Annotated in this window: 23 protein-coding genes and 1 pseudogene; 13 read left to right on the forward strand and 11 right to left on the reverse strand. The window is 67.5% G+C overall.

Annotation, left to right across the window (positions count from 1 at the left end; all coding sequences use genetic code 11):
• Positions 1 to 84: 84 nt before the first annotated feature.
• Positions 85 to 402, reverse strand: a complete 318-nt coding sequence (locus tag ACIN94_RS05190) for a hypothetical protein (RefSeq protein ID WP_400699986.1) — start codon at positions 400 to 402, stop codon at positions 85 to 87.
• A 431-nt stretch (positions 403 to 833) separates the two neighbouring features.
• Positions 834 to 1,358 (reverse strand): hypothetical protein, encoded by a 525-nt coding sequence (locus tag ACIN94_RS05195; RefSeq protein ID WP_400699988.1) that lies wholly within the window; start codon positions 1,356 to 1,358, stop codon positions 834 to 836.
• Positions 1,359 to 1,622: 264 nt separating this feature from the next.
• On the opposite strand from ACIN94_RS05195, the gene ACIN94_RS05200 reads away from it, so the two are divergent.
• On the forward strand, positions 1,623 to 2,318 hold the full coding sequence (locus ACIN94_RS05200; protein ID WP_400699990.1) for a hypothetical protein: 696 nt from the start codon (positions 1,623 to 1,625) through the stop codon (positions 2,316 to 2,318).
• Positions 2,319 to 2,581: 263 nt separating this feature from the next.
• Here ACIN94_RS05200 and ACIN94_RS05205 read toward each other — a convergent pair whose 3' ends face one another.
• The 7 genes from ACIN94_RS05205 to ACIN94_RS05235 all read right to left on the reverse strand — a co-directional run bounded on the left by ACIN94_RS05205 (position 2,582) and on the right by ACIN94_RS05235 (position 10,910).
• Positions 2,582 to 3,700, reverse strand: a complete 1,119-nt coding sequence (locus ACIN94_RS05205; RefSeq protein WP_400699992.1) for a hypothetical protein — start codon at positions 3,698 to 3,700, stop codon at positions 2,582 to 2,584.
• A 16-nt stretch (positions 3,701 to 3,716) separates the two neighbouring features.
• Entirely contained in the window at positions 3,717 to 5,759 is a 2,043-nt protein-coding gene (gene fxlM / locus ACIN94_RS05210) for a methyltransferase, FxLD system (RefSeq protein ID WP_400699994.1), read from the reverse strand.
• A gap of 36 nt (positions 5,760 to 5,795) precedes the next feature.
• Positions 5,796 to 6,857: a lanthionine synthetase C family protein gene (locus tag ACIN94_RS05215; protein WP_400699996.1), complete on the reverse strand. Its 1,062-nt coding sequence runs from the start codon at positions 6,855 to 6,857 to the stop codon at positions 5,796 to 5,798.
• Positions 6,854 to 8,878: a lantibiotic dehydratase family protein gene (locus tag ACIN94_RS05220; protein ID WP_400699998.1), complete on the reverse strand. Its 2,025-nt coding sequence runs from the start codon at positions 8,876 to 8,878 to the stop codon at positions 6,854 to 6,856. The genes ACIN94_RS05215 and ACIN94_RS05220 overlap by 4 nt, the downstream gene beginning before the upstream one ends.
• A 61-nt stretch (positions 8,879 to 8,939) precedes the next feature.
• Positions 8,940 to 9,113 (reverse strand): FxLD family lanthipeptide, encoded by a 174-nt coding sequence (locus ACIN94_RS05225; RefSeq protein ID WP_143121300.1) that lies wholly within the window; start codon positions 9,111 to 9,113, stop codon positions 8,940 to 8,942.
• A 67-nt stretch (positions 9,114 to 9,180) separates the two neighbouring features.
• Complete coding sequence (locus tag ACIN94_RS05230) at positions 9,181 to 9,501, reverse strand: hypothetical protein (protein WP_400700001.1); 321 nt, start codon at positions 9,499 to 9,501, stop codon at positions 9,181 to 9,183.
• A gap of 965 nt (positions 9,502 to 10,466) precedes the next feature.
• The gene (locus ACIN94_RS05235) at positions 10,467 to 10,910 is read right to left on the reverse strand and encodes a recombinase family protein (RefSeq protein WP_400700003.1); all 444 of its coding nucleotides are present in this window, start codon (positions 10,908 to 10,910) and stop codon (positions 10,467 to 10,469) included.
• A gap of 157 nt (positions 10,911 to 11,067) precedes the next feature.
• On the opposite strand from ACIN94_RS05235, the gene ACIN94_RS05240 reads away from it, so the two are divergent.
• From ACIN94_RS05240 to ACIN94_RS05275, 8 genes and pseudogenes are all read left to right on the forward strand, one after another.
• Complete coding sequence (locus tag ACIN94_RS05240; RefSeq protein ID WP_400700005.1) at positions 11,068 to 12,852, forward strand: ElyC/SanA/YdcF family protein; 1,785 nt, start codon at positions 11,068 to 11,070, stop codon at positions 12,850 to 12,852.
• Positions 12,794 to 13,594 carry a WbqC family protein gene (locus tag ACIN94_RS05245; protein ID WP_400700007.1) on the forward strand — a complete coding sequence of 267 codons (801 nt, stop codon included), beginning with the start codon at positions 12,794 to 12,796 and terminating at the stop codon, positions 13,592 to 13,594. The genes ACIN94_RS05240 and ACIN94_RS05245 overlap by 59 nt, the downstream gene beginning before the upstream one ends.
• Before the next feature lie 49 nt (positions 13,595 to 13,643).
• A complete protein-coding gene (locus ACIN94_RS05250; RefSeq protein WP_400700009.1) occupies positions 13,644 to 13,868 on the forward strand; it encodes a hypothetical protein in 225 nt (74 codons plus the stop codon).
• Positions 13,846 to 14,364, forward strand: coding sequence for a DUF6879 family protein (locus tag ACIN94_RS05255; protein ID WP_400700011.1), 519 nt, complete (start codon positions 13,846 to 13,848; stop codon positions 14,362 to 14,364). Before ACIN94_RS05250 ends, ACIN94_RS05255 begins: the two co-directional genes overlap by 23 nt.
• A gap of 4 nt (positions 14,365 to 14,368) precedes the next feature.
• Positions 14,369 to 15,064 (forward strand): Scr1 family TA system antitoxin-like transcriptional regulator, encoded by a 696-nt coding sequence (locus ACIN94_RS05260; RefSeq protein WP_400700013.1) that lies wholly within the window; start codon positions 14,369 to 14,371, stop codon positions 15,062 to 15,064.
• Positions 15,048 to 15,221 carry a hypothetical protein gene (locus tag ACIN94_RS05265; RefSeq protein WP_400700015.1) on the forward strand — a complete coding sequence of 58 codons (174 nt, stop codon included), beginning with the start codon at positions 15,048 to 15,050 and terminating at the stop codon, positions 15,219 to 15,221. Before ACIN94_RS05260 ends, ACIN94_RS05265 begins: the two co-directional genes overlap by 17 nt.
• A 619-nt stretch (positions 15,222 to 15,840) precedes the next feature.
• Positions 15,841 to 16,176: pseudogene (locus ACIN94_RS05270) on the forward strand (type I restriction-modification system subunit M N-terminal domain-containing protein); the annotation flags it as partial.
• Positions 16,177 to 16,230: 54 nt separating this feature from the next.
• Positions 16,231 to 16,569: a class I SAM-dependent DNA methyltransferase gene (locus tag ACIN94_RS05275; protein WP_400701626.1), complete on the forward strand. Its 339-nt coding sequence runs from the start codon at positions 16,231 to 16,233 to the stop codon at positions 16,567 to 16,569.
• Between the two features lie 200 nt (positions 16,570 to 16,769).
• Here the strand turns inward: ACIN94_RS05275 and ACIN94_RS05280 are convergent, their stop codons facing one another.
• Positions 16,770 to 19,232 carry a hypothetical protein gene (locus ACIN94_RS05280; RefSeq protein WP_400700017.1) on the reverse strand — a complete coding sequence of 821 codons (2,463 nt, stop codon included), beginning with the start codon at positions 19,230 to 19,232 and terminating at the stop codon, positions 16,770 to 16,772.
• Between the two features lie 503 nt (positions 19,233 to 19,735).
• Here ACIN94_RS05280 and ACIN94_RS05285 point away from each other — a divergent pair.
• The 4 genes from ACIN94_RS05285 to ACIN94_RS05300 all read left to right on the forward strand — a co-directional run bounded on the left by ACIN94_RS05285 (position 19,736) and on the right by ACIN94_RS05300 (position 22,367).
• Positions 19,736 to 20,002 carry a hypothetical protein gene (locus ACIN94_RS05285; protein ID WP_400700019.1) on the forward strand — a complete coding sequence of 89 codons (267 nt, stop codon included), beginning with the start codon at positions 19,736 to 19,738 and terminating at the stop codon, positions 20,000 to 20,002.
• Positions 20,003 to 20,353: 351 nt separating this feature from the next.
• The gene (locus ACIN94_RS05290) at positions 20,354 to 20,938 is read left to right on the forward strand and encodes an ArsR/SmtB family transcription factor (protein WP_400700021.1); all 585 of its coding nucleotides are present in this window, start codon (positions 20,354 to 20,356) and stop codon (positions 20,936 to 20,938) included.
• A complete protein-coding gene (locus tag ACIN94_RS05295) occupies positions 20,938 to 21,669 on the forward strand; it encodes an SRPBCC domain-containing protein (RefSeq protein WP_400700023.1) in 732 nt (243 codons plus the stop codon). The genes ACIN94_RS05290 and ACIN94_RS05295 overlap by 1 nt, the downstream gene beginning before the upstream one ends.
• A 101-nt stretch (positions 21,670 to 21,770) precedes the next feature.
• Positions 21,771 to 22,367 (forward strand): dihydrofolate reductase family protein, encoded by a 597-nt coding sequence (locus ACIN94_RS05300; RefSeq protein ID WP_400700024.1) that lies wholly within the window; start codon positions 21,771 to 21,773, stop codon positions 22,365 to 22,367.
• Between the two features lie 67 nt (positions 22,368 to 22,434).
• Here ACIN94_RS05300 and ACIN94_RS05305 read toward each other — a convergent pair whose 3' ends face one another.
• On the reverse strand, positions 22,435 to 22,806 hold the full coding sequence (locus ACIN94_RS05305; RefSeq protein WP_400700025.1) for a ClpX C4-type zinc finger protein: 372 nt from the start codon (positions 22,804 to 22,806) through the stop codon (positions 22,435 to 22,437).
• Positions 22,807 to 22,844 lie beyond the last annotated feature (38 nt).

Raw genomic sequence — 22,844 nt, forward strand, 5'->3', positions numbered from 1 at the left:
CGCCATTCGAAGTTCTCGACGAGTACGCGGCACTTCAATCGGCTGCGTAGTCAACAACCGCAGATTCCGCTGTCCGGAATGATCTCAGCCCCTCAGTTGTAGGCGTTCGGTCAGCTCCTCGGCCAGGCCGAGGGGGCTTTGACCGGCGTTGCGTGTTCTGGAGGCGCCTGGTGTACGGGCAACGATGGCACTGCTCACTGTGCCTGGAGTTGGCCGGTCCGGGTGATGGCCATGCTCCAGATAGAAGCGGCCAGCCTCAGTGATCTCGGCCTGCCAGAATCCGTCCTTTCGCGGCGTGGTGACCAAGCCGCGGTCACGAAGCGCGTACACCGTTCTAGCCAGCTCCGGCGTCTTTGCGCTGACCGGTTCCTGGCTCTTCCCGATCCGCTGCAACACCGTCAACTGACGATCATTTAACCTGTCCCATCGCTGCACGTCACCAGATCACACCGCAATGTCACCGCAGGCAAGTGGTTTCAGGATTTGCGTCGTGTCGGCGAGCTTGTCGCCCTTCTTGGCGTGGAGCATGCAGGGGGACTTGAACTGTTCGCCTAGCCCCTGAGCAGGGTCGATGCCCCATGGATGGACGTCTCATGCCCGGAATGAGCGCGCAAGGTGGCGACTCCCGGACTCAACTCGATAGAATTGAGTTTCCCCCCGTAGCTCGGACAGCGGCCACGAAGTCCAGACGCGCGCCATCGGCGTAAGCCTCGCGCAGCAGGTTGATGGCCAGTTCGCCTTTGGTGGCGAAGGTCAGCTCCAGGGACAGCGCGGTGGTGATCGCCTTGACCGGGTCGCTGATCTGCTCGGCGGGGATCCATGGCGCGCACCGATCAGCGCGTGGCTGGCTTCAGCGCGGACATAGGCCAGGTGCACGGTGTTGATGCCGTTGCCGATGCCGCCCGCGCAGCCCATGTGCTGGCGCTTGACCCCTGCTGTGGCGCTGCCCTTCTCTCCTGACCGGACCCATCCAGCACCCCCACGGTCAGGCTGCCCGGCCGGGCGGCGGCGTCCAGGCCGGCGATGGCGAACCGGCGCACGGCGCTCATCGCGCCCAAGGTGTCCCAGCCGGCGCGGTTCAACAGCCGCTGAGTGGCATCGGGGCTGCGGTCACCGATCCACTCGGCGATCATCCAGCTGTTACGTTTGGGCAGGTCGGACATCACGGCACGGATGTACTTGACAGTCTGCGTCCGCGGTTCGACCCGGGCGAACATCGGTGCCAGCGCGCTCATGCGCTGCTCGGTGTTCCGCTGTACCCGCGCGGACTCTACGATGAGGGCAGCAGCCTTTTTCGATCTTGTACTCGTCACACGGACATGACATGAGCGGCTGCTCTCGTTGTGCAGGATCGCCATCACAAGATCGCATCGGTCAGTGGCGGATCATCCCAGCTCATCCAGCAAATGACGGCTGCCGTACTAGGCCGCAGGTCAGGGCAGAGTTCCAGCCGCTAGACCTCGAGGTTGCACCCGCTAGAGTCGCGCGTTGGAAAACCCGGTGGTAGCCAGTCAGGCCGAGGTCGACGGCGGTGACTCCCGTCCAGATCCAAGGCGTTGCCGTCCGGAAGGGCTCTTATAACAGGTGCCCAGAAGGGGACGCAAAGCGGGATCATTAGCAGCATGACGGACCCGACCACCGCGGCGTTGTCACCGCTCTTGGCGGCGACTGGCCCTGGCCAGAGCGATCTCTTGATTCATTTCTGTGGTCGCCGGCCGACCTCGACTTTCACTCCCACTGTCCCGACGGACATCAAGGCGATGACCCCTCAGCAACGCCTGGACGCCATCCTCAGGACGCAGACTCTCCGCGCTTTCGTTCCTTTCCGCGCCAGCGTTCCGGCCGTTTGCCTGTCGGAGAGCCCCGGACCTCACCTGTTTCACATGCTCACCGAGCGTGGCATGTCACCGTGGGGTATCTTCCTCCGTCGCAGTGGTGTCATCGCCGCTGGGGGTGGCGCCATCGCCTACATACCGGAAGCCGTCCACCAGCAGTGGCCCGCTGAGATCCAGGTCTGGGGCAATCCCATCCGCACCGATGGGCGAAGCGTCATGGACTTCAGTTGGGAACGAGAGTGGCGTATCCCCTCGCCTGGTGGATCGGTCTTTTTACCACCCGGTACCGTTGCCGCGGTCCTGGTCGGCGATCCCAACTGGGCGCCTACGCCGGTGGCCACCACTTGGGTAAACGGCCAAACGGGCGAGCGCTTGCCTGGTCCTGCCATTCCCGAGGCCGTCCCACTGCCTCATTACCCGGTGGCGTGGACCCAGGCCCCACACTTCTATTGGAACGGTTCCACCCTGCAGCACATCCCCTAACGCGCTGGGAATTCAGCGCCGGGCCGCCATTGAGGTCTTACCCGCCCGCCGTCCTCGGTTGGTTGCGCGTTAGGCCGCCAGGCTTCACCATGCCGGGTCGTGACCATCAGCTCCGGCGCGTGCGCTCCCGCCAGGCCGTGGGGTGGACTCTCCAGTAGCATCGTCCCACGGCCGCGCCGCCCGGTTCGGGCCTGCGCCGGGCGGTTGCCGTGATTGGAGTGCGGGGTTCGCAACCACGGCCGGAGTAGCGATCATAGGTCGGCTCAGGCCGCTCCGTGTAGCTCGGCAAGCAGGGCACGCAGGCTGTCCTCGCCGTGACGGACTGCGGCAGTGAGGGCATCCCGGTGGGCTGCTGGGAGGTACCCGGCGCCGAACCCCGAGGCGGTGAGTACGCTGGCGACTTCCTGTTCCTGCTGCGGGGTCATGCGGGAGCGCATTCCGTGGTGTCCCATGACCTCTCGGGCAGCATAGGCGTCCGTGCAGGCCACGCCGACGACAGTGGACCGCAGGTCGGAGTCATATGCCGTGGGTCGGTCGGCGGTCAGGTCGAGCATGGTCAGGGCGAGCCGAGTCCGGAACGCTGCGGTCATCGGGTCGGGATCGGTGATCAGCGCGAGAGTTTCCCGCCCCGCATGGTCCAGTTCGTCCTGTGGTGTCGGCGTGGTCGGAGGACGGCAGTAGACGCGCAGGATGGCGGCGACGGCGTTCTCCCAGGGCTCTGTAGGAACGCTGGAGTCGATCATGGTTGCGGCCTGCTGCGGGAGGCCCTGTTCCATCAGCGACATGATCGTGAGCTGGCGGCCGTCGAGAAGCCGCTGACCGACGCCGCGGTGCGCGGCCATGGATTCGGCTGCCTTGGTCCAACGGCCGACGCTCGCGAGGGCTCTGGCGCCGTCGATCAGCAGGGCGACCCACAGCTCCGTACAGATCGTGCGATGGTCTGTGACGGTCCGGATCAACGGCGACAGGTCGACGGCGTGATCGCGGATGACGGTGGCGCCGCGCTGCTCGGCGGCCCGGTACAACTGCTGCAGCACCGCGAAGGCAGCGCTACCTTCACCTTCGCGGATCAGGAGTCGGGCGATGTTCACCAGCGGCATCAGCGACATCACGGCGATGTCCTGGTCCAGGCTCTCGGCTTCGGCGAAGACCTTGTGCTGCCGCCAGCACAGTTCGGCTGCCAGGTCGGGCATGCCGCTGTCGGAGGCGATGAGCGCGGAGAAGTTGAAAACACCGCAGGCGCGGGCCACCCGCTTGGAGTGGTCCGCGCCGGGTGTTTCGGCGGTCAGCGCGGTGAGCTCTGCAATGCGCTTGTCCAGTGGAAGCCCGGGGGGTTTGGGGCGGCAGACCAGCGGGATACGGGCGGCGATCGCAGGGTTCATCACGCTGCTCCCCTTCCTACGGCCAGTCGATGACAAGTCGGCTGTTGGTCTTGTCGATGACGAAGCGTGAGTCAGCGGCCTTCAGCAGGTCGCGGTTGGCGGCCGTGGCCATGCGGAAGCCGGGGGCCGGGGCGTCGTTGCCGTAGTCGCGGTCCCATTCCTGGATCGCGGCGGCGACCTGCTCGGCGAGGTCGGCGGCGCGCGGGCCGTGACCGATGACGCCGATCTCCCAGAACCGGCCCACGGTGTCTTCACCCTCGCGGACGGTCAGATAGGCCAGGCTGTCGCCGTCGAGCGCCGCCATCGAACCCCACCCGAAATGCGGGGTGAACCCGGGCCGCCGGCCAGGTACCCGAGACAAGCCGTTGGGCAGGACGCACGCCAACCACAGATAGACCCACTCCCAGGGTGAACCCTGCCGGAGCTTCACGCCCGTGTAGACCTGGTGGGAGGGCTCGTCCAGGACGGTCCGCATCGCATCCCGGTCCACGAGCTGCTCACCGTAGGTTTCCAGCCGGACATTGCCCTCCCCGGCCATGGGGACCACCGTACGGACGTCGTCACACACGCCTTTGCGCAGCGGGACGAACGTGGCCATCTCGCAGGAGACGGTCTTCCAGGTCTCGCCATCGCGCTCGAAGGCGAAGGAGCGGGAGATACTGCCACGGATCCGCATCGGGATGACGAGACGGCCGTCCGGGGCCAGTTGATTCAGGACGGGGAGGGGGATGTCACCGGCGCCCACGGTGAACTGGATCCGATCGAACGGGGCATGCTCGGGCAGACCGGCCGCGCCATCGGCCAGCAGCGCGGTCACGTTCGACGCGCCAGCAGCGGCCAGATGCTTCGCGGCGGTGTTGACGAGGTCAGTGTCGACGTCCACCGTCCACACGCGGCCGCCGGGGGCGACGAGCCGCCCGAGGAGAGCGGCGTTGTAGCCGGTGGCCGCCCCGGCCTCCAGGACCTTGTGGCCGGGCTCTGCGCCCAGTTGCTCCAGTTGGGTGGCGACGATCGACGGCGCGGAGATGCAGGAGATCATCTCGCCGTCTCGGTCGTTCTTCACCGACACGGCGTCATCGACGTAGGCGGCGACGACCTCGACTTCGGGGATGAACCGGTGGCGCTCGACGTCCCGGAAGGCGTCGATGATCTCAGGGGTGCGCAGGTGGCCGGAGCCGGTGAGCTTGTCCACCATGGTGTTGCGCAGCTCGGCGGGGTCAGTCGTAGTGATGGTGCTCTCCATCCTCTTGAAAATAAGGGTTACGGGTGCGGACTGACTGCTAGACACGGTGGCCGGGTTGCCGTCTCCGAAGGCGACGTTCCAGCCCAGCCAGGCCGCGGCAGCCTGCTCGGCCACGGGTGTGGCCGCGCGGTTGAAAGCGAAGATCGCATGGTGGGCGAGGACCGCGCGCAGCCCCCGCCGGAGTTGCCCACTGGTCGCGAGCCGGGCCAGGCGGCGGCCGGCGTCCTCGAACGCGGCGACGCGGTCAGGCCAGCCGGGTTCGGTGGTGTCCCGCTTGGCGGCGTCGGTGTGCACGAGGCGCCGCATGGCAGTGATCGCAGACGCCTGGTAGGCCGCCTGCGGTGGGTCGATTGCCGGGCGGAGGTTGCCGAATGTCGCCCACACGTCGCTGATCTCGAACGGGTCGAGGCCCGCCGCGCGGTTCATGGTGGAGAGCAGCAGGATGCACCGCTCGCGGGCGTACGGGTTGCCGGTCTCGGCCAAGGCCGCGGGGCTGTCGGCGCACCACACCTCGTGGGCGATGGCCATACCCTGCTCGCCGCCGAAGGTTTCGATCTCCGGTTCGTAGATGCCGCCAACCCAACCGGCCGCGACCTCGTCGGCGACGAGCTGATCGAGCAGGTCGGCAGCGGGCCTCTCGGTGCGCAGCCGGAGACTGCCTTCCTTGCGCAGGAAGTGGAAACGCCAGCCGGACAGCGCGGCCGCGAGTGCGGTCGCAGCCTTCGGGGTCGCTCCGGCATCGCCGGGAAAGCGGATGGTGGCGTGCCACCACTTCGGTTCGTCGGGCAGCGGTAGGTTCTCGTCGTTCCAGTCCATGTCCTCGGTTCGCTCCTGCGCGGTTGTGGCGGCGGGTCAGTTGATCAATAGGGCGCGGGTCCAGCCGGTCACGTTGGAGCCCTTCAGCGCCATGACCGCTCCGGCTCGGCCTTCCATGAACCCGGGCTTGGACAGTGCGGGGATCCCCGCTTCTAACCTCTGGCGGGTCTGCCGGATGGGCTCGGCGAACCGGTCGGGGGTACGGCTGTCGGCGGCGAGGGCGGTCGTGACGGTCAGCAGCCCGGCCCAGCCGTGGCAGAGGGACGCATCGGTGACCCGGCTCAGGCGGGCCGGGTCGGTGAGGGCGGAGATGGCGAGTTCTTCGGCCTTCTGCTTGCGGGCGTCGTCGCCGAGCGCGCAGGCTGCCAGTTGCAGCGTGCGGGCGATACCAAGGTCCCCGTAGCACCAGGAGGGGCGCAGGGGCGGCGCCTGCAACGCCTCAGCGGCGAGCGGGTCCAGGGTGATCCAGTAGAAGGAGCCGAACTTCTCCAGCCAGGCCGTGAACGTCTTGATGGCGCCTATCTGGCCTTCCACCAGGACGCCGCGGCGGGCGGCGAGAGATAGCAGCGCCAACGGGCCAGCGATGCCGTGGGCTACCCCGTTGTTCGCGTGGCCACCGGTGATCTCCTCATGCGTGGGGCTGTCTGGCGACCACCACCCGGGCAGGACCTGGGCATCGGCTTCGGCCGGGACTGCCAGCGTCACCAGGTAGGCCAGCACCTCCTGCAGCAGCGGCGGCGGCGAGCCTGCTCGGGCAAGCAGCACCACCCCCAGCCCGGTGAGCCCCCGGATGAGATCGAACTCTGCCAGTGTCGGGAGCCGGGTCGCCTTTCGTCGGCAGCGGGCCGCGGCGAGCCGGGCAGCCACGACCCGGTCGACGGCCGTCTGAACGGTCTGGTCGGCGCGCCCGGCACGGCCAAGCACGAACTCCAGGGCCGGGGCGCCGTGGAACAGAGAAGCGTTGGAGCCTGTGCTGACGCCGCCGGCGACCGCCTCGACCAGCAGAGGCCGGGCTGCGGCAAGGTTGCCGCGCTCGATGTGCAGCAACGCTATCCCCAGCGCGCCCTCGGCCAGGGCCTGCGTCGTGGGCGGGCTCACCGGCCCGCCCTGACCGCGACGACGATGCTGTGGGCCCGCCCGCCGATCCATCCATCCACGTCCGGCGGCGGCGCCTCGTAGAGCACCGCGATAGGGGAGCCGCACAGGTGCGTACGGAGCACGTCCAGGTCCATCTCCCCGGTGAGGTCCAGCAGCAGGCGCTGATCGTCCATGGCCAGGAGCACACGGTCAGGCACACCCGCCCGGCCGCGCCAGGCGTGCAGCTGCGCGGCCCACTCCTCCAGGGGTGCCGCACGGCCGGGCAGGGCGCGGGCCCGAAGCTGCCAGCGGGCGGCAACGACGATGCTGCGCCGATAGTGCAGCCCCGGCGTGAACGGCAGCGTCCACGCCGCACCCCAGTCGAACCAGGTCACCTGCGGAGTCGCGGCACGGCTGATCTCGGCCAGGAACCGGGCCAGCGGCGGGGTGAAGTTGTTCCACATGAAGTTGAGCGCGGTCGGCGCGAGCAGCTCCAGGCGCTCCCCGGTGGCGGCCACCGCGAGGTAGAGGTGGCTACCGCGCAGACCTACGACCAGATCAGAGGGGACGAACACCGTGGCGTCGCTGCCCCGGTGCTCTCCGACGCTGACCAGCTTCGGCAGGACTTGCGGGGTGCGCGTGAGTAGGTCGGCCTCGACGCGGGAGGGATGGAACGACAACTGAGCCAGTTCCGCCACAGGGTCAACCGTGGGAAGGGCTACTTGCTCGGCGGCCTGCGGGAACAGGTGCCGGAATCGTCCCGTCATCGTTCCTGCCGCCCTGGAGACGGTGTGAACGCGGACGCGGAAGTCGCCTCGGTCGAGCGCTGGGAGGGAACGGGCTTGGACCTGTGCGCACACCTCGAAGTGCGGGGCAAGGGCCGCGGGCGAACCGCTCGCGGCCTCCAGCTCCTCGATGAGCGGCTCGGACAGGGTCACCGTCCGGTGGCGTTCGATGGCGGCGGTCCCTGCGAGATCCAACAGCAGCCGGTCGCGCCGCGACATCGGTCGTGGCGGCTCGGACACCGAGCCGAACCCGTCAGGCAGGCCCAACCCGTTGTCTGGGTCAACGAGCTGCTCCAGGCCGACCTCGGCGTCTTCGCCCCATCGGGCGGCGAACTGCTCGGTGTAGCGCCGCCACGCCCGGGTGCCGGTTGGATTGGCCGCGAGCCTGGCCAGCACGGTTGCTATGGTTTCCATCTCGACCGCGACTGTCTCCGGTAGTCGAACCTTGGCGTCCAGCCGTAGGTCCACGCACGCCTCCCGATCGCGGGCGTCCAAGGCGACGGCAGGCAGGACGGCTGCCGGGTCAACGATCGTGGCGGGGGCACGCAGCGCCGACAGCAGCAGCCGAAGCCGCAGCAGCTCCGCGAGGAACGCCGCCTGGCGGTGTCCTTCCACCTGCGGGAACTCTGCGGCGAGTTTGCCCGCGAGCGCCGCATACCGGATGGGTGACTTGGCCGCCTGGAGAACGAGCGTCAGCGCAGGCGTCAGCGCGAGGGAGAACTCCGACGCGCCCTCGGACGGCACGAAGACGCGGCCGCCGCGCACGTACACCAGGTTGTTGACGCACACCTCGACGGCCGCCATCGACACGCCGCTGGCTTCCTGGGTGCTGATCACCTTGTCCAGCGCCCGGGGGGCGGCTCGGGTAACGATCTCGTGCTCATCCCCGACAAGCACGGCGGATGTCTCGCCGAAGTCGACCAGGCAGACGCCGGCGAACAGGCCGAATGGCGTGGACCGGTGCTCATACCTGATGGCGTACCGGGCGACCGCGAGTGCGGCGCGACGCGCCCGGCGAGCGTTCAACAACCGCCCGTCCAGAACTGCCTCCACCTGGCGGGCCAGGTCCAGGCTGGCACTGGAGACCGCGCGCCGGAACGTGTCATCGGCCCAGATCGGGCCGAGCCAGGAACGCCACTGCTCGGGGGACGCGGCGGGCCCCGGCCACTGCGGCAGGGCGGGGGCGGAAAGGTTCACCGCCGCGCGCAGCATCCCGGCGCCCGTGCACCGGTACAGGGTCCGCCGCGACCGCGTCATCACTCACGCTCCGTTCTGGGGAAAGGGGGGTGCGGGCCCGTACGGACCCGCGCCCCGCGGACTACGAGGTCGTGCAGGCGCTCGGGCAGGAGGTCCCGCAGTTGTCGCCGGTGCTGCACATCAGCACCGTGTCGGCCGCCGGGGTGTTCTCGATGAATTCGATGTTGAGGGCGAACGGGTCGAACGTCTCTCCCGTGTCGACCGTGGCGGTCTCCTCCGGGGTCAGAGTGCTCATGTCTCTACTCCTTGTCCTGTTTCGGGTTCCTGACGTGGGGTGTCCACGCCAGCCGGCAGGGGCATAGTCAGCCCGCTTCCGCCTGGTTCACATATGGGTCGGCCTCGTACCACTCGCCACGGCTGGTGTGGTCAAGGTGGTGCTTGCGCACCAGGGCGGCATACATCTGGATGACGTCGCGGTAGGCCTGGCCTCGGCTGGTTTGCTCGTGCCCACGCCTGTCGGCGGGACGGAGCACGAAGAACTCGCCGCCCTCCGACGCCAGTTCGTACCGGCCGCAGCACGAGGTGTGTCTGACCCGGAGGATGGCGCCGTGTGACGTGTACGGCTCCCACTCGGGGGTGGGGCCCTCCTGCTTGACCGCCTGCGGCTGGCGGGTTCTCGTCATCCTCGTCTGCTCTCTCCACGGGGCGTGCGGCCCGCTGGGGGAGGAAGGCGGACAACCTGCACTCCTCGACAGGGTGCCCGCCTTCCCCCGCCTGGCCGACCCGCTGGCGAGCCTGCGCACTCGCCACGTGGGAAGGGCCCAGCCAGGGTCTGGAGCCCGCCGCCCACGACGGCCTCCCGGGGCACATCGTGGGCGGCGGGTCGTAGGCGGCGCAGGGCAGCATGGGCGCTAGGTAGGGGCATGGGCCCGCGCCGGAGTACGTGGACGGCCGCACGTTGTGAGCCTGCTCGGCTGTCCACGCCAAGACGAGGAGAAGCAACACGGCCACCCGGCGGCGACCGCCGGGAACGCGTCACTGTACGTGAACACGATGCGCTCCCTTCTGGTGTGGTCTGGGGCCCCGAGGTCTTCCGGGCCGGCGGGATGCTGCCGGGTCCGGTGATCGTCTCGGGGCCGCCTCTGGCAGATCCTCACGGCCACCCGGGACGGGTGTGGTGGGTGGCCGGTTCGCGGTCATGACGCGCGGGGAGGCCCGCCAGAGATCAAGTTCAGCTTCCTGCATGCGCTGCCACAGCTCGGTGGCGCTGCGCCCAATGACGGTGCGACATAGCCGCGGGTCGGAGCACTCCCACGCCTGCAGGACCCGCCAGTACGGGCGCCACAGGACAACCCAGCGGGGCGCCCGCGCCTGTATCAGTTTGGCGACCTCGACGGCGCCGGGGTCATACCGGGGCTGCATCGAGCACTTCACGAAGGTGTACGGGGAGGCGACAGCCCGCGCGATAGCCGCTGCGTTCTTTTGGACGACCTCGGTTACCCCAGGAATCGCCCCCTTCAGCTTGCTGGCGGCTGCACGGTCGGCCTCGAAGCCGTCCTTGTCGGAGCCTGCGAGCGCGGCGTACGTGCGCTCTACCGCTGGCACGTTCGGGTTGAATTCGCAGCCGGGCGGTGGTGCGACGAAGGTGTCAATCATCATGGGGTCCTTGGCGAGTTGGTTCGAGTTGGCCATGCGGAACGGCGCGGGCCAGAGTCACGACCGGTCGGCCGGCGGAAGAGCCAGTGGTACGGAGGGCTCCCCGCACGACCAGCAGCCGCGCCCCAATCGCGTTCAGCTGTTCCCGCCGCCGAGTCGCGACGGGCTTCTCGCCCAGGTGGTGCGTAGTGGGCAGAACCACCCCGTAGGCGCCGGACATGAGAAGGACGTCCAGCAGGCCGGCGAAGGCCGGGTCGTCCGACGATGCGGCCCCTCGATCGGTGAAGATGCCACAGAGCTGCAGTTCGTGCTGCTCGCAGTATTGGGCGAGGGCTACCGTCAGGGCGGCGTGCCGCTCGGGCGTCGAACGATGCAGCCGCAGGTACCCGTAGACGACCGGGCCGTCCACATTGTGTTGTTCGGTGAGTGTCCACAAGGTAGCCGTCCTTACCGTGGTCGGGGCTGATGGCCCGCTCTTTGAGCATGGCCAGCCCCGCCCCCGCTGGATACGACCCGCTGTCGCACTTGCGTTGCACTTCCGTAGGCCCTCGGTACCTCTACGTGCTTCCATGGCCGTGGAAGGGAGCAGCGACGTGACGACCGTGCATGAGTGGACCGGCCTCGAAGCGCGTGCACTTCGCCGAGCCTTGCGGATGAGCGTGCGGGTGTTCGCGCAGCACCTCGGCGTGGCTCCCCGCACCGTGGCGAAGTGGGACCAGCTCGGTACCACTACTCGGCCACGTCCGGATACCCAAGCCATCCTGGACACCGCGCTCGCCCGCGCGAATTCGGCAACTCACCTGCGGTTCGAGACGCTGCTCTTGGAACTCGGCCAGGACGTGGACCAAGGGCTGAGAGTCACCCGGGTGGGACCACGGGCCTGGGACTACGAGACCTGGACGGACGACCTTGACCGGGCTGTGGTCGCCCTCAGCCGCCAGAGCTTCAGCTACGCCACCGACCTGCTGAACCGATGGCTCACCCGCTACGACCCGCACGCCTTGGACGACAAGGGTCTTTACCTGTTCGCACGATCGACGACGCTGTTCGGTGACCTCCAGCGCGACCAAGGAGCAGTCGCCGGCCCATTGTCCGCTCGCCGCTCCTACCTCAACGCCCGATCGATCTACGGACAGCTCGACATCCCCCGTCGTATCGCGCAGCTCGACCTTTCGTTGGCGGTGGTCGCCGAGATGGGGGGCCGGTTGGACGAGGCCGCCAAGGAATATGAGGCGCTGGCGGTGGACGACCGGCTCTCACCGCGCGATAGGGCGCGAGCCCGGCTGTGGGTGGGGACCGCCCTGAGCAAGAACGACAAGAATGACTACGCCGCCCGCCTGATGACGACCGCCATCCGCGAGTTCGAGAACCTCGGTGAACCCGAGGACTGGTCCGTCGCGCACCAGAAACTCGCTCTGGCCCACCGTGGCGCAGGGAACCTCTCGGAGGCGCTACGCCTGATCGACCTCGCCCGCGCTACCGCAGTCACCGATGCGCCCATGCAGCGGGTCCGGCTGGAGACGGCTTACGGGCACGTCCTGCTTTCGGATCGGGCCACCGTGGATGATGGGGTGGTGATCCTCGACCGTGCCGCACGTGAGGCCGCGCAGCACGGGCTCGCGCACCAACTGCGCAGCATCGAGGGCATCCAGCGGACCATCCAGGGGGAGATCCGCCTCCCTCTGCCACGGCGACCAGGGAGCAATCGAGTGAGCGTCAAGCAGCAGGTCATCACCGACGAGCAGTGGCAGCACGCCTACACCATCTGGGACTACCACCAGATGCACCACGACCTGAGCCGGTGTGACGTGGCCATCGGTCTGGGCAGCCACGATCTGGGGGTGGCACGCGCGGCGGTCGACTTGCACCGCGCCGGTTGGTTCCCGCTGCTCGTCTTTTCCGGCGCCACCAGCACCACTACGGCGGCGCGCTTCCCCCGAGGCGAGGCCGTCCACTACCGCGAGCACGCGCTCGACCTCGGCATGTCCGACGAGGCGATTCTGCTGGAGCCGAACGCCACCAATACCGGCCAGAACATCGCACTGTCCCGCCAGGTGCTGGCCGATGCGGGTATTCGGCCCGGTTCGGTGCTCCTGATCTCCAAGCCGTACATGGAGCGCCGGGCCTACGCCACGGCACGAAAGGTATGGCCCGAGGTCGAGGTGGTGTGCGCCTCCGAGCCGCTTGAGCTGGATGACTACGTCAGCTCGATCGGTGATCCGAAGTTGGTCATCGACATGCTCGTCGGCGACCTCCAGCGCGTGATCGAGTACCCCAAGCTCGGCTACGCCATCAAGCAGCCCGTCCCAGGAGAGGTCCATGACGCCTACCAGGCTCTTCTCCGCGCCGGATTCGACAGCAGGCTCCTTACGCCCTGACCTGCCGTATGGCGAGGTGTGCGCCATCCACCAGCCCAACCTCTTTCCCCGACTGGTGACGCTGGCCAAGCTGTTCGCCGCCGACTACTGGATCGTCCTGGACGACGTGCAGTTCGCACGCAGGGACTACCAGCACCGCGCGCGCCTCGCCTCGCTCGACGGCTCGTGGCAGCCGCAGTGGCTCTCCATTTCCACCCATCTGCCATACGGCCGCTCCACCTCCATCCGCGGAGCGCGCCTGGCCGATCCCTCCCGCTGCCGTCGCCGTGTCGTTCAGCTCCTCGCTGACCACTACCGGCACAGTGCCTACTGGCCGTCGTTCAAGAGGGGGCTCGAACCCGTACTCGCCGCGTTCGAGAGCACGGATCGACTGGCGGACGTGACGGAGCTGTCCACGCGCCTGCTGCTGGAGGAGGTCGGGTGGCGGGGGCAGATCCTGCACAGCAGCGATCTGCTCGCACCCGGTGAACGTTCGCAGCGCCTGGCCGACCTGGCCTGGCTGACAGGCGCCACAACCTACCTGTGCGGGACCGGGGGCATGCGATACCTGGACCCGGCCGCTTTCCGGGTCCACTCGATCGAGGTCCTCCCGTTCCAGGCCCGCGGATCGGGCATATGGGCATCCGCCCGGGAGGTGAGCGCGGTACACGCCCTGATGCTCGTCGGGTCGGGCGCTCTGGGGCGGGAACTGGAGGCTTTGCGCGGACGAGTTCTTGAGGACGATCCCCGATCTGGTGCCTAGCCCTGCTGGGCTTTGGAGATCGGTTCGCCCTCCTCGCCATGCCGGGCTCATGGCACTCCGGTTCCTCGGCAAGGATCCCGACAGCCCCGACGGTGACTCGCCAACCGTCTGGGAGGACGGCGACGACTACATCCTGCAGGGCTTCACCCTCACCGACACCGCCACTCTCCAGCATGTGGGAGACATGCCCGAGGGCGAAACGTTGATCCGCTTCCCCAAGCGCATGATGCAGTTCTTCCCGGAGGTAGCCGGTGGCGGCAACAGCGACGCTTAAGCAACTCCTGACCACCTGTCAGCGCTCTGCCTGGCACCTGGAGATGCGCGACGGCTATACCCTGAACGATCCCGGCCTCAGCGCCTGGCAATCCGGGCACAGGATCGACCTGGATGACCGTTCCTCGTGGTGGCGGCCATGGCTGCAGAACATCGTCGACGCTGTAAGCCGGGGCGTTGAGGTACAGCGAGCGCGCGTCGTATCGGAGCCGATCAGCCCCTACATCCAATACGAGTACGACGTCACCGTCCCGAACATACGGGCGGGGGAGCATGTGCGATGGCTGCCCCGCCGAAAGGCCACGGACCTGATGTTGCCCGCGAACGACTTCTGGCTGTTCGACGGCAGCACGCTGCTCGTTCATTACTTCAGCGGGGTGGGTGACAAGGTGGGAGAGGAGCTCATCACCGATCCCATCGTGGTCAAGCAGCAGGCGGAGGCATTCGAGGCCGTATGGCAGCGTGCCACCCCGCACGAGGACTATCGGCCAGCCTGAGCCCGTGCGCCCAACGTCCTCCGGCGCTCAGCAGGCGCTCGAACTCCTGGCGGCGAGACTCCGCCACCTTCGGCAAGAAGCCAGCCTGTCCGGTCGTGATCTCGCGCGACTGACAGGCTGGCACGCCTCCAAGGTGAGCCGCATCGAGCACGCCCGCCGACGCCCGGCCGCGGCCGACATCCGCATCTGGTGTCGCCACTGCGGTGCGCCGGAGCAGGCGAACGAACTGGTGGCCTCGCTGGAGACGATCGAGGGCATGTTCGTCGAGTGGCGGCACATGGAGCGCAACGGGCTGCGCCAGGCTCAAGAGGCAGTGCTTCCTCTGTGGAAGCAGACACGGCAATTCCGGATCTACTCATCCAAGCTGATCCCGGGGCCGTTGCAGACCGGCCCCTACATCGCGGCGGGGCTTACGGCGCTCATGCTGCGCCGGAACGTCCCTGACGACGTGACTGAGGCAGTACAGGTGCGCCTGGACAAGCAGCGGGTGGTCCAGGAGGGCGACCATCGATTCGCGGTCGTGCTGGAGGAGAGCGTTCTCCGCGCTCCCATCGGCGGCGGTGAGGCGATGGCCGCCCAGCTCGGTCACCTGCTCACCGCGAGCGCGATGCCGTCAGTGTCGCTCGGCATCATCCCCCCTCGGGGCCGACCGCTCCCGCATGTGGCCCACGGAGTCGTTCTTCATGTTCGACGACGATGAGGTCACCGTGGAACTGGTGTTGGAGCATCTGACGATCACGCAGCCCCACGAGATCGCCATGTACGGCAAGGTATTCACGAAGATGGCGGAGCTCGCGGTGTACGGCAAGACGGCCCGCAACCTCATCACGTCGGCGGTGGCCGCCCTGGACGACTGACTGGTTCCCAAACGCTGGCCAGGAGCGTTCAGACCAGTTCGCCGCGCAGGTCGTGAAGGATCCGCTCGTTCATATCGGTCCAGGTGGGGTCGGGACCTACAGGCCCTTGGCTCCCAGGATGGCTCCCAAAACCGGCTCGACACTGTTCATTCTCCTGGCCCATACTCATGGCGGTGGTCCGCCGGGAAGCCCGCCCCCGTACCTGCAAGGTGAGCCTTTTCGGCAACGCGTCGGGGCGCCGGCGCGGCGACGGTGTCTTGGAACTCGGCGGACCACTCAGAGGAGCAAGCGAGACAGCAGCCAGGTTCCCGGTTGTGTTGGGCCGTTTCACGTCCAGCAGGCGCGAAGTTCACTGAGACGCCTGACCTCTCGTTGCTCGCGCTTTGTGTCGGCCCCCTCCGCTACGGTGCGGGCGGGCCTGATTTCCCGGGTACGTAGGAGGCCGAGGTGCGCGAAGATGGCTTCATGACGCCCTGTCAGCGGACGTGTGTTGCCTCGCGTGGGCGCGACTACCCCAGTGGGTCAGCGTAATTATGCACGTTGAGCGATTCCCGTAAGGAGCCTTGTGAGCACGCTCGGTAGTTTCATCTGGTCGATCGCCGACTAGCTTCGGGGTCTCTACCGCCCCAACCAGTACGGGAACGTGATCCTCCCGTTCACGATCCTTCGGCGCCTCGACTGCATCCTGGAGCCGGACCGCAAGACCGTCCGAAGCCTGGCTGCGGCATACGAGAACCCGAACCGGCTCCGGATCGAGGTCAAGAAGGCCACCAGCCGGCCGTTCTATAACACCTCGAAGTACAGCTTCGCCAACCTGCTGCAGGACGCGGACGGGCTCGAAGACAACCTCGTCGACTACATCGACCGGTTCTCCGCCGATGTCGATGTGTTCGAGTACTTCGACTTCAAGAAGGAAATCATCGCCCTGGAGAAGGCCGGTCTCCTGCGCGAGATCGTGAAGTCCTTCGGCGCCATCGACCTGCACCCCGATGTCGTGTCCAACGCCGACATGGGGGATGCGTTCGAGTACATCATCCGCAAGTTCAACGAGGCCGCGAACGAGACCTCCGGTGACCACTACACGCCGCGCGACGCGATCCGGCTGCTGGTCGACCTACTCTTCGCCGAGAAGGACGCCGCCCTGGGCGAGGCAAACATCGTCCGCACGCTCTACGACCCCACCGCCGGCACCGGCGGCATGCTTGCTCTGGCCGAGGAGCACCTGCTCGCGCAGAACCCGGACGCCCGGCTGAGCCTGTACGGCCAAGAGTACAATCCTCAGTCGTACGCGATCTGCATGACCGGTGTCTGGGCCTCGGTGAGGACGGAGGCGAGCAGGCCGTCGTAGTTGGTGACGAGGCGGGCGGCGTGCCCGTGCTCGTCGCGTAGGGCGACGCAGAGGCCGCACAGGTTGCCATCCACTCCGCGAACAACCCGCCGCACAAGTTGTGCTGGCAGGGGCGAACAATCCCGAACGCGGTGATCCTTCCCGAAATTTCGGGATCAGCTTGTCAGAGGCGACTTGCGCACGGCTTGGAACCTGCCGGTTCACTCCTCCGGTGACAGGCCGTATCGCAGGATGTGCTTGTAGGTCACCTCGTCCTTCTCTTTCAGCAGATGAAAGAACTGAGGTCTTGCATCTACCACGCCTGCCAAGATGAGCAGACGCCAAGCGTCGAGCGCTTCGCTCTCCCTGCCCTGCTCGTAGAGGGTGCGGGCGAGCAATGAAGCGGCGGCCGCATCCCCCGCCTGAGCACGAACATTCATCTCCTGGGTCCGTTTTTGGCTGTACAGCAATCCTGCTAATTCACGGGAACAGTCGTCGTCGCCGGCATCGGCCCGCTCACGCAGTTCACGCTCACGTCCCTGCTCTGCCAGCAGTTCGGCCAATCTGGCGCGAGCGAACCCGTCACCTTCCCTGACGCGATCCCGTAGCTCCCGTTCCCTGCCTTGTGCCGCCAACCGACGGGCCAGCGCATCTCTGGAGAATTCATCACCGGCATCGGCCCGTTGTCTGAGTTCCTCCTCATGGCCTTGAGCGGCCAATAACTGGGCCAAGTCATGAGCTGCCGCGCTGTCGGGCTCGTCGGCTATCGGGCGTAGCAGCGTTATTGCTTCGGCTTCGCGGCCTCGTTCGGCGAGTAGCTCGGCAAGGCGGTAGGCGGCTCCCTCGCCAAGGGAATGGTCGAGGAGCTTCAGGGACTCGCTCGCCTCGTCCAATCGCCCTGCGTCCATAAGCTTTTCGATTTTCAACCGAGCCGCATATTTGCCCGCCCATTCGTCTCCAGCCTCCGCACGTGCCCGCAACTCGTTGAGTTGTCCCCGCTCGAACAACAAACGGTTGAGTTCCTGTGATTCATATGTTCCGCTGGCATCATCACGGGCACGCAACTCGTCGAATCGGCCTTGCTCCCTCAAAAGTGCCGCCAGATGGTACCTGGAGCCCTCATCACCCTCATCCGCACGCTCTTTCAGAGCCTGTTCTTGACCGGCGAGCGACAGCCAGAACCCCACCTCAAAAGCGGTATTTTTATCGTCATGCTTCGGATCGAGCCAGAAATCGGCGATCTCCTGCAGCCGCCCTTGGCCGACTAGCATTAGTCCAAGATAGGCTGCTCCCGCTTGTCCGCCAGAACAGAGCAGTGGCTCGGCGTATCGAAAGAGAACCCGATTACTGGCAGCCTCACCAACGCGTGCCCGGTCGGATGGATCGCTGAGGTATTCAACGAGAGCCTGCCAGCATTTGGCGGGCACCTCAACCAAACGGCGATCGCGTGTAGCGCGTTGTTGCAAGTAATCAGCCACCACATAACCTGTGGTCTGGCCCATCCTGTCAGGATCGGCCACCGGAGCCAACGCCGCGGCGGCACCGCGCAATTCGGCTGTGGCGTAGGCGAGGGCGGTCTCGAACCAGTTCGCTGGCGCGATCGCGCGCTGGCGAGCGTCGCAGTAACCCGGTGCTGCGGCTCGTAGCATGTCGGCGGACAGCGGGGACTGCACACCGAGTCGTGCGGCATCGACAGCGGCGTTGAGTACCGCCGCCGCGTAGGGATCGGCGCTTTTCCAGTGATCGATCAATTGTGGTGCGGCGGCAATGACCTGGGTGAGACCGTAATCCTGCGAATTGAGGGCCAGGGCAACGCGCGCGTCGTCGTGGGCCACCTCTTCCGCCCGTTGCCGCTCGCCGGCAGCGAGAGCTTGGTCTAGGTGGATGACATAGGCCAGCCCGAGAAGCTCCCGCTCTGTGGCATTAATGTCTGACTGCCCCAGTTTCGGCCTGATCGTGTACGTGGTGTATCGGTCGGGCCAGAGGGTTGCGACCAGCAGTGCTCCTCTGTCCATCAGAGCACGCGCGATTGCGGCGGTAAGGCCGTCAGAGCCGCCGAGAAAACGCTGAAGTTCATCCAGCCACACCACCAACCTGGCTGGCGGCTGATGCGCGACTTGGCGGATCTGCTCCGCGTCGGCCGGGTGCAGGAGCCACCACTGAGGCAACAGTTCGCGGATCGCCTCGTAGGCGCAGCGGGTCTTGCCGACCGATGACCAGCCGACCAGCACGATCATGCCGCCTCGTCCTTCGGTGGCTTGGGCGATGCGGGCTCGGATGCCCTTCGGGTCGAGGTCGGTGTCCCGGGTGAAGTAGGCGGGGAGGTCGCCGGTTGCTCCCGGTGCGTCGATCGCCGCGTGGACGCCCAGTCTTCGGGGGTCGGCATCCGCGACTCGTACAAGACCGGCTGTTCCTGGAAGGTTCGCGCTCGTCGCCCTTTCCCGGGCAGACAGCCAGGCCGCGTGCTGTTCGCGGGGCACGCCGCAGGCCCGGAGGAACAGTTCCAGGGTTTCGACCGTGGAACGGCCCGAGTTGAGCATGTCGCTGAGGGTGCTGCTGGGCAGCCTTTCCGGTGCGGCGGCCCGGTCGAGGTCTTTGTAGGTGCGGCCCGCACGCAGCGTCTGAAGCGCCTCGGCGAGTTCCGGGAGAGTGTGCACCCCGGCCGGATCCGGCTGCTGTTGCATAACGCGACGCTCCGATGCTGGCCAGGTCGGCGGCTGTGGCCGAACTTCGGCGGACTTGGCCGATCCTTCCGGAATCCGCATGTCGACGCGGGGGCTTATCCGGGTTCGTTCGCATCTGCTGCCGGAGTTCACGCCCGCCGCTGCCATTGACCCCACCGACGAAGAAAGGATACGAGATGCACGATCTCACCGAGTGGGTTCCGCTGGCGGCGGCGCTGGTCAATCTGGTTACGGCGGCGATTCAGGGGTTCACCGCGAGCCGTCGCCACGATGACGGACGGCCCGATGTGAGCTAGGGCCGGAAGTCCAGGATGACGGTCGCCGCCAGGGCCGCGAAGTCGTCGCCGGTGCTCAGGTCTTCGAGGATCGAATAGGCGGTCTCGTCGCCGGCCCGAGTTGAACCCCAACTACATGATCAGAATGGCCGCTGACCTGCAGTTGTGCTGACCGTTAGCTCCCATGTCCGCAGTGCCCATTCGGCACCGGCCGAACGGGAGCGGGCCTTGGCCCGGGAGAAGTGGCTGGAAACGCTGGCCCGGGATGAGGACGGAGCCTGGCTGCGCGTCGACACGATGATCGGCGCCAAGAAGGCGGCCGAATACGACGCGGCCGTCGAGCTTCTCCAGGATCTGCGGGCTGTGGCCCAGCGTGCCGACCGCCTCGACGGGTTTACGCGGCGCTTCACGATCCTGCGGCAGGAGCATCTGCGTAAGCCCAGCCTCATGGAGCGTTTCGACCGCGCGGGGCTCGCCGATCCGCCTACCGGCTGATGAGGAGCCGGTTTTCCTCGGCCGTCGCCGGGTAGCGCGATGGCATGCGGATCGGGAACACGGAGATCAGGTTTCTTGGCGGTTGGGCCGGCTGCTTGACGATGATTGTCGTGTCCCTGCTGCTTTCGGTCCTCCTGACGGTGATGCTCAACCTGATGATCCGGTAGCCGGCAACTGGCTCCGTAGGTGAGCTCGGGGAGCGTGTGCCGGTCCCTCTTACCTACGGCGGCAACATCATCGAGGCCGGCGCCGACTCCTGCGGGCTCGCCCAGACCTGAGCCCGGGGAAGGCCGACAAACCGGAAAATATAATGTCCTTGACAAGTTAATTTGTCGGCTATAGCTTGTGGCCATGCAGGACATCGCCGTGATCGAGGACCCGGCCGCCGCCGAGGTCTCGCTGGACCCCATCCGGGCCCGGCTGCTGGCCGAACTGAGCGAGCCCGGCTCCGCGACCATGCTGGCCGCCAAGGTCGGCCTGCCCCGGCAGAAGGTCAACTACCACCTGAAGACGCTCGAGGCGCACGGGCTCGTCGAGATGATCGAGGAGCGGCGCAAGGGCAACGTCAACGAACGCATCATGCGTGCGACCGCGGCCTCCTACGTGATCTCCCCGGCCGCGCTGGCGTCAGTCGAGCCCGACCCGGCCCGTTCCCCCGACCAGCTGTCGGCGGGCTGGCTGCTGGCCGTCGCGGCCCGGCTGGTCCGCGACGTCGGGGCGCTCATCACCGGCGCCGCCCGGGCGCGCAAGCGCGTCGCGACCTTCGCGATCGACGGCGAGGTGCGCTTCGCCTCGGCCGCCGACCGGGCCGCGTTCACCAAGGATCTCGCCGGGGCCGTCACGGCCCTGGTGTCGAAGTACCACGACGAGTCCGCCGAGCACGGCCGCGACCACCGGATCGTCGTCGCCGTCCACCCGAGCATGAAGGAAGCCTGATGACGCACCCGTTCGAGCTGAGCCAGGAGATCGAGCTCGGCGCCACTCCCGAGCAGGTCTGGGACGCGATCGCGACCGGGCCGGGCGTCGACTCCTGGTTCATGGGACGCACCGAGCTCGGCACGTCCGCCGGCGGTCCCGCCGACCTCACGATGATGGGCCACACCGAGCGGGCCACGATCACCGCCTACGAGCCGGGCACCCGCCTGGCGACCCGCAGCGCGCAGGCCCCCGACGGCCGGTTCATGGCGCTGGAGTACCTCATCGAGGGGCGCGGCGGCGGCACGACCGTGCTGCGGCTCGTGCAGAGCGGCATGCTCGGCGACGACTGGGAGACCGAGTTCGAGGCGATGAAGGCCGGCTGGCCCATCTACCTGGAGACCCTCAAGCAGTACCTCACGTACTTCACCGGCCGCACCCCGTCGGTCACCACGGTCGTCCGGCCCGGAGCGGGCGGCCCGGACGCCGTCTGGAAGACCGTCACCCAGGCGCTGGGCGTCACGCCGGACGTCGGCGAGGGCGACGACGTCCGGCTCCCGGACGGCTCCGCAGGGGTCGTCTACCACGCGAACCTGCCCGTCAACCTGGGCATCCGGGCGGACGAGGGCCTGTACCGGTTCATCCATTCCGGCGCCGCCCGCGGCGACGTCCTCGTGCTCGGCCACCAGAACTTCGCGGGCCGCGACGAGCAGGCCGCGTGGGACGCCTGGACGGCCGAGAGCTTCGGCTGACCGGCCGGTCCCGATCAGTCCGTGGCGATCCGGGCGTGCGCGTGCCCGTCCAGATCAGTGGTATCAGAACTCAGCAGCACAACCCCAGAGGAGCGAGTCTCATGCGTATCGTGATCATTGAGTTCATGAGCTTGGACGGCGTCGTGCAGGCGCCGGGCGGACCCGGCGAGGACACCGACGGTGGCTTCGCCCACGGCGGCTGGTCGCACCCGTTCTTCGATCCGGAGGTGGTGGGCGGTGCCTTCTCCGACGCGATGACCAAGGCCGAGGCGCTGCTGTTCGGGCGCCGCACGTGGCAGACGATGGCCGCGGCGTGGCCCGAGCGAGCCGGCGACCCGTTCGCCGACCAGATGAACGCCATCCCGAAGTACGTCGTGTCCGAGACGCTCGGCGACGGCGAGCTGACGTGGGACAACACCACACGCATCCCCGGCGACGAGGCCGTCGCCGGCATCCGGAAGCTGCACGAGACCGACGGCGGCGACCTGCTGGTCATGGGGAGCCCCACGCTCGTGCGCACCCTCCTGCGCGAGGGCCTGGTCGACGAGCTCCGGCTCATGATCATGCCGGTGATCCTCGGCGGCGGTAAGACGATCTTCCCCGGCGACGGTGCGCTGCGCACGCTCGAGCTGGTCTCCGCGGCCACCAGCGGCGCGGGCGTGCAGGTGTGCACCTACCGGCCGGCCGCCGAGGGGTAGGCCTCGCGTCGACTACACCACCGGCCGCGGATGGAGCCGGGGTCCGTCTCGCGCGGACGGTCCCCGGTCACTCCTCTCCGGAGAATCTCTCCCAGGCTGACTGCCGTGCCATGCCCAGAGCGGCGCCGATCCTTGCCCAGGTGACGCCCCGGTCGCGCAGCCGGTCCACCCAGACCTGCAGGTTGGCGTCGACCTGGGCGCTCACGGTGGCGATGCGCGGCAGGAGCTCGAGGATCTGCTCGTCGGTCATGCTGTCCAGCCAGGGGATCTCGGCCCCCGCCGAAGGTTCGGGCTGCGTGCCGAGGATGGCGTTGCACAACTGCACGCACTCGTTGCAGATGTAGACGCCTGGACCGGCGATCACCTTTTCCACGTCGTCTTTCGACTTCGTGCAGAACGAGCAGTTGATCTTCTGGTCCTCGAGCGAGGGGGCGGGCATGCGGTCCTCCAGATCAGGGATTGTCAGGCTGTGCCTGA

The sequence above is a fragment of the Streptosporangium sp. NPDC087985 genome, from assembly GCF_044741965.1.
Classification (GTDB): domain Bacteria; phylum Actinomycetota; class Actinomycetes; order Streptosporangiales; family Streptosporangiaceae; genus Streptosporangium.

Coding starts and splice junctions, on each gene's coding strand:
- ACIN94_RS05195 (WP_400699988.1), bottom strand. CDS start 1,358: ATGGCGATCCTGCACAACGAGAGCAGCCGCTCATGTCATGTCCGTGTG.
- ACIN94_RS05200 (WP_400699990.1), top strand. CDS start 1,623: ATGACGGACCCGACCACCGCGGCGTTGTCACCGCTCTTGGCGGCGACT.
- ACIN94_RS05205 (WP_400699992.1), bottom strand. CDS start 3,700: ATGAACCCTGCGATCGCCGCCCGTATCCCGCTGGTCTGCCGCCCCAAA.
- fxlM (WP_400699994.1), bottom strand. CDS start 5,759: ATGGACTGGAACGACGAGAACCTACCGCTGCCCGACGAACCGAAGTGG.
- ACIN94_RS05220 (WP_400699998.1), bottom strand. CDS start 8,878: ATGACGCGGTCGCGGCGGACCCTGTACCGGTGCACGGGCGCCGGGATG.
- ACIN94_RS05225 (WP_143121300.1), bottom strand. CDS start 9,113: ATGAGCACTCTGACCCCGGAGGAGACCGCCACGGTCGACACGGGAGAG.
- ACIN94_RS05230 (WP_400700001.1), bottom strand. CDS start 9,501: ATGACGAGAACCCGCCAGCCGCAGGCGGTCAAGCAGGAGGGCCCCACC.
- ACIN94_RS05245 (WP_400700007.1), top strand. CDS start 12,794: ATGACGCCTACCAGGCTCTTCTCCGCGCCGGATTCGACAGCAGGCTCC.
- ACIN94_RS05250 (WP_400700009.1), top strand. CDS start 13,644: ATGGCACTCCGGTTCCTCGGCAAGGATCCCGACAGCCCCGACGGTGAC.
- ACIN94_RS05265 (WP_400700015.1), top strand. CDS start 15,048: ATGTTCGACGACGATGAGGTCACCGTGGAACTGGTGTTGGAGCATCTG.
- ACIN94_RS05275 (WP_400701626.1), top strand. CDS start 16,231: ATGGGGGATGCGTTCGAGTACATCATCCGCAAGTTCAACGAGGCCGCG.
- ACIN94_RS05280 (WP_400700017.1), bottom strand. CDS start 19,232: ATGCAACAGCAGCCGGATCCGGCCGGGGTGCACACTCTCCCGGAACTC.
- ACIN94_RS05290 (WP_400700021.1), top strand. CDS start 20,354: ATGCAGGACATCGCCGTGATCGAGGACCCGGCCGCCGCCGAGGTCTCG.
- ACIN94_RS05295 (WP_400700023.1), top strand. CDS start 20,938: ATGACGCACCCGTTCGAGCTGAGCCAGGAGATCGAGCTCGGCGCCACT.
- ACIN94_RS05300 (WP_400700024.1), top strand. CDS start 21,771: ATGCGTATCGTGATCATTGAGTTCATGAGCTTGGACGGCGTCGTGCAG.
- ACIN94_RS05305 (WP_400700025.1), bottom strand. CDS start 22,806: ATGCCCGCCCCCTCGCTCGAGGACCAGAAGATCAACTGCTCGTTCTGC.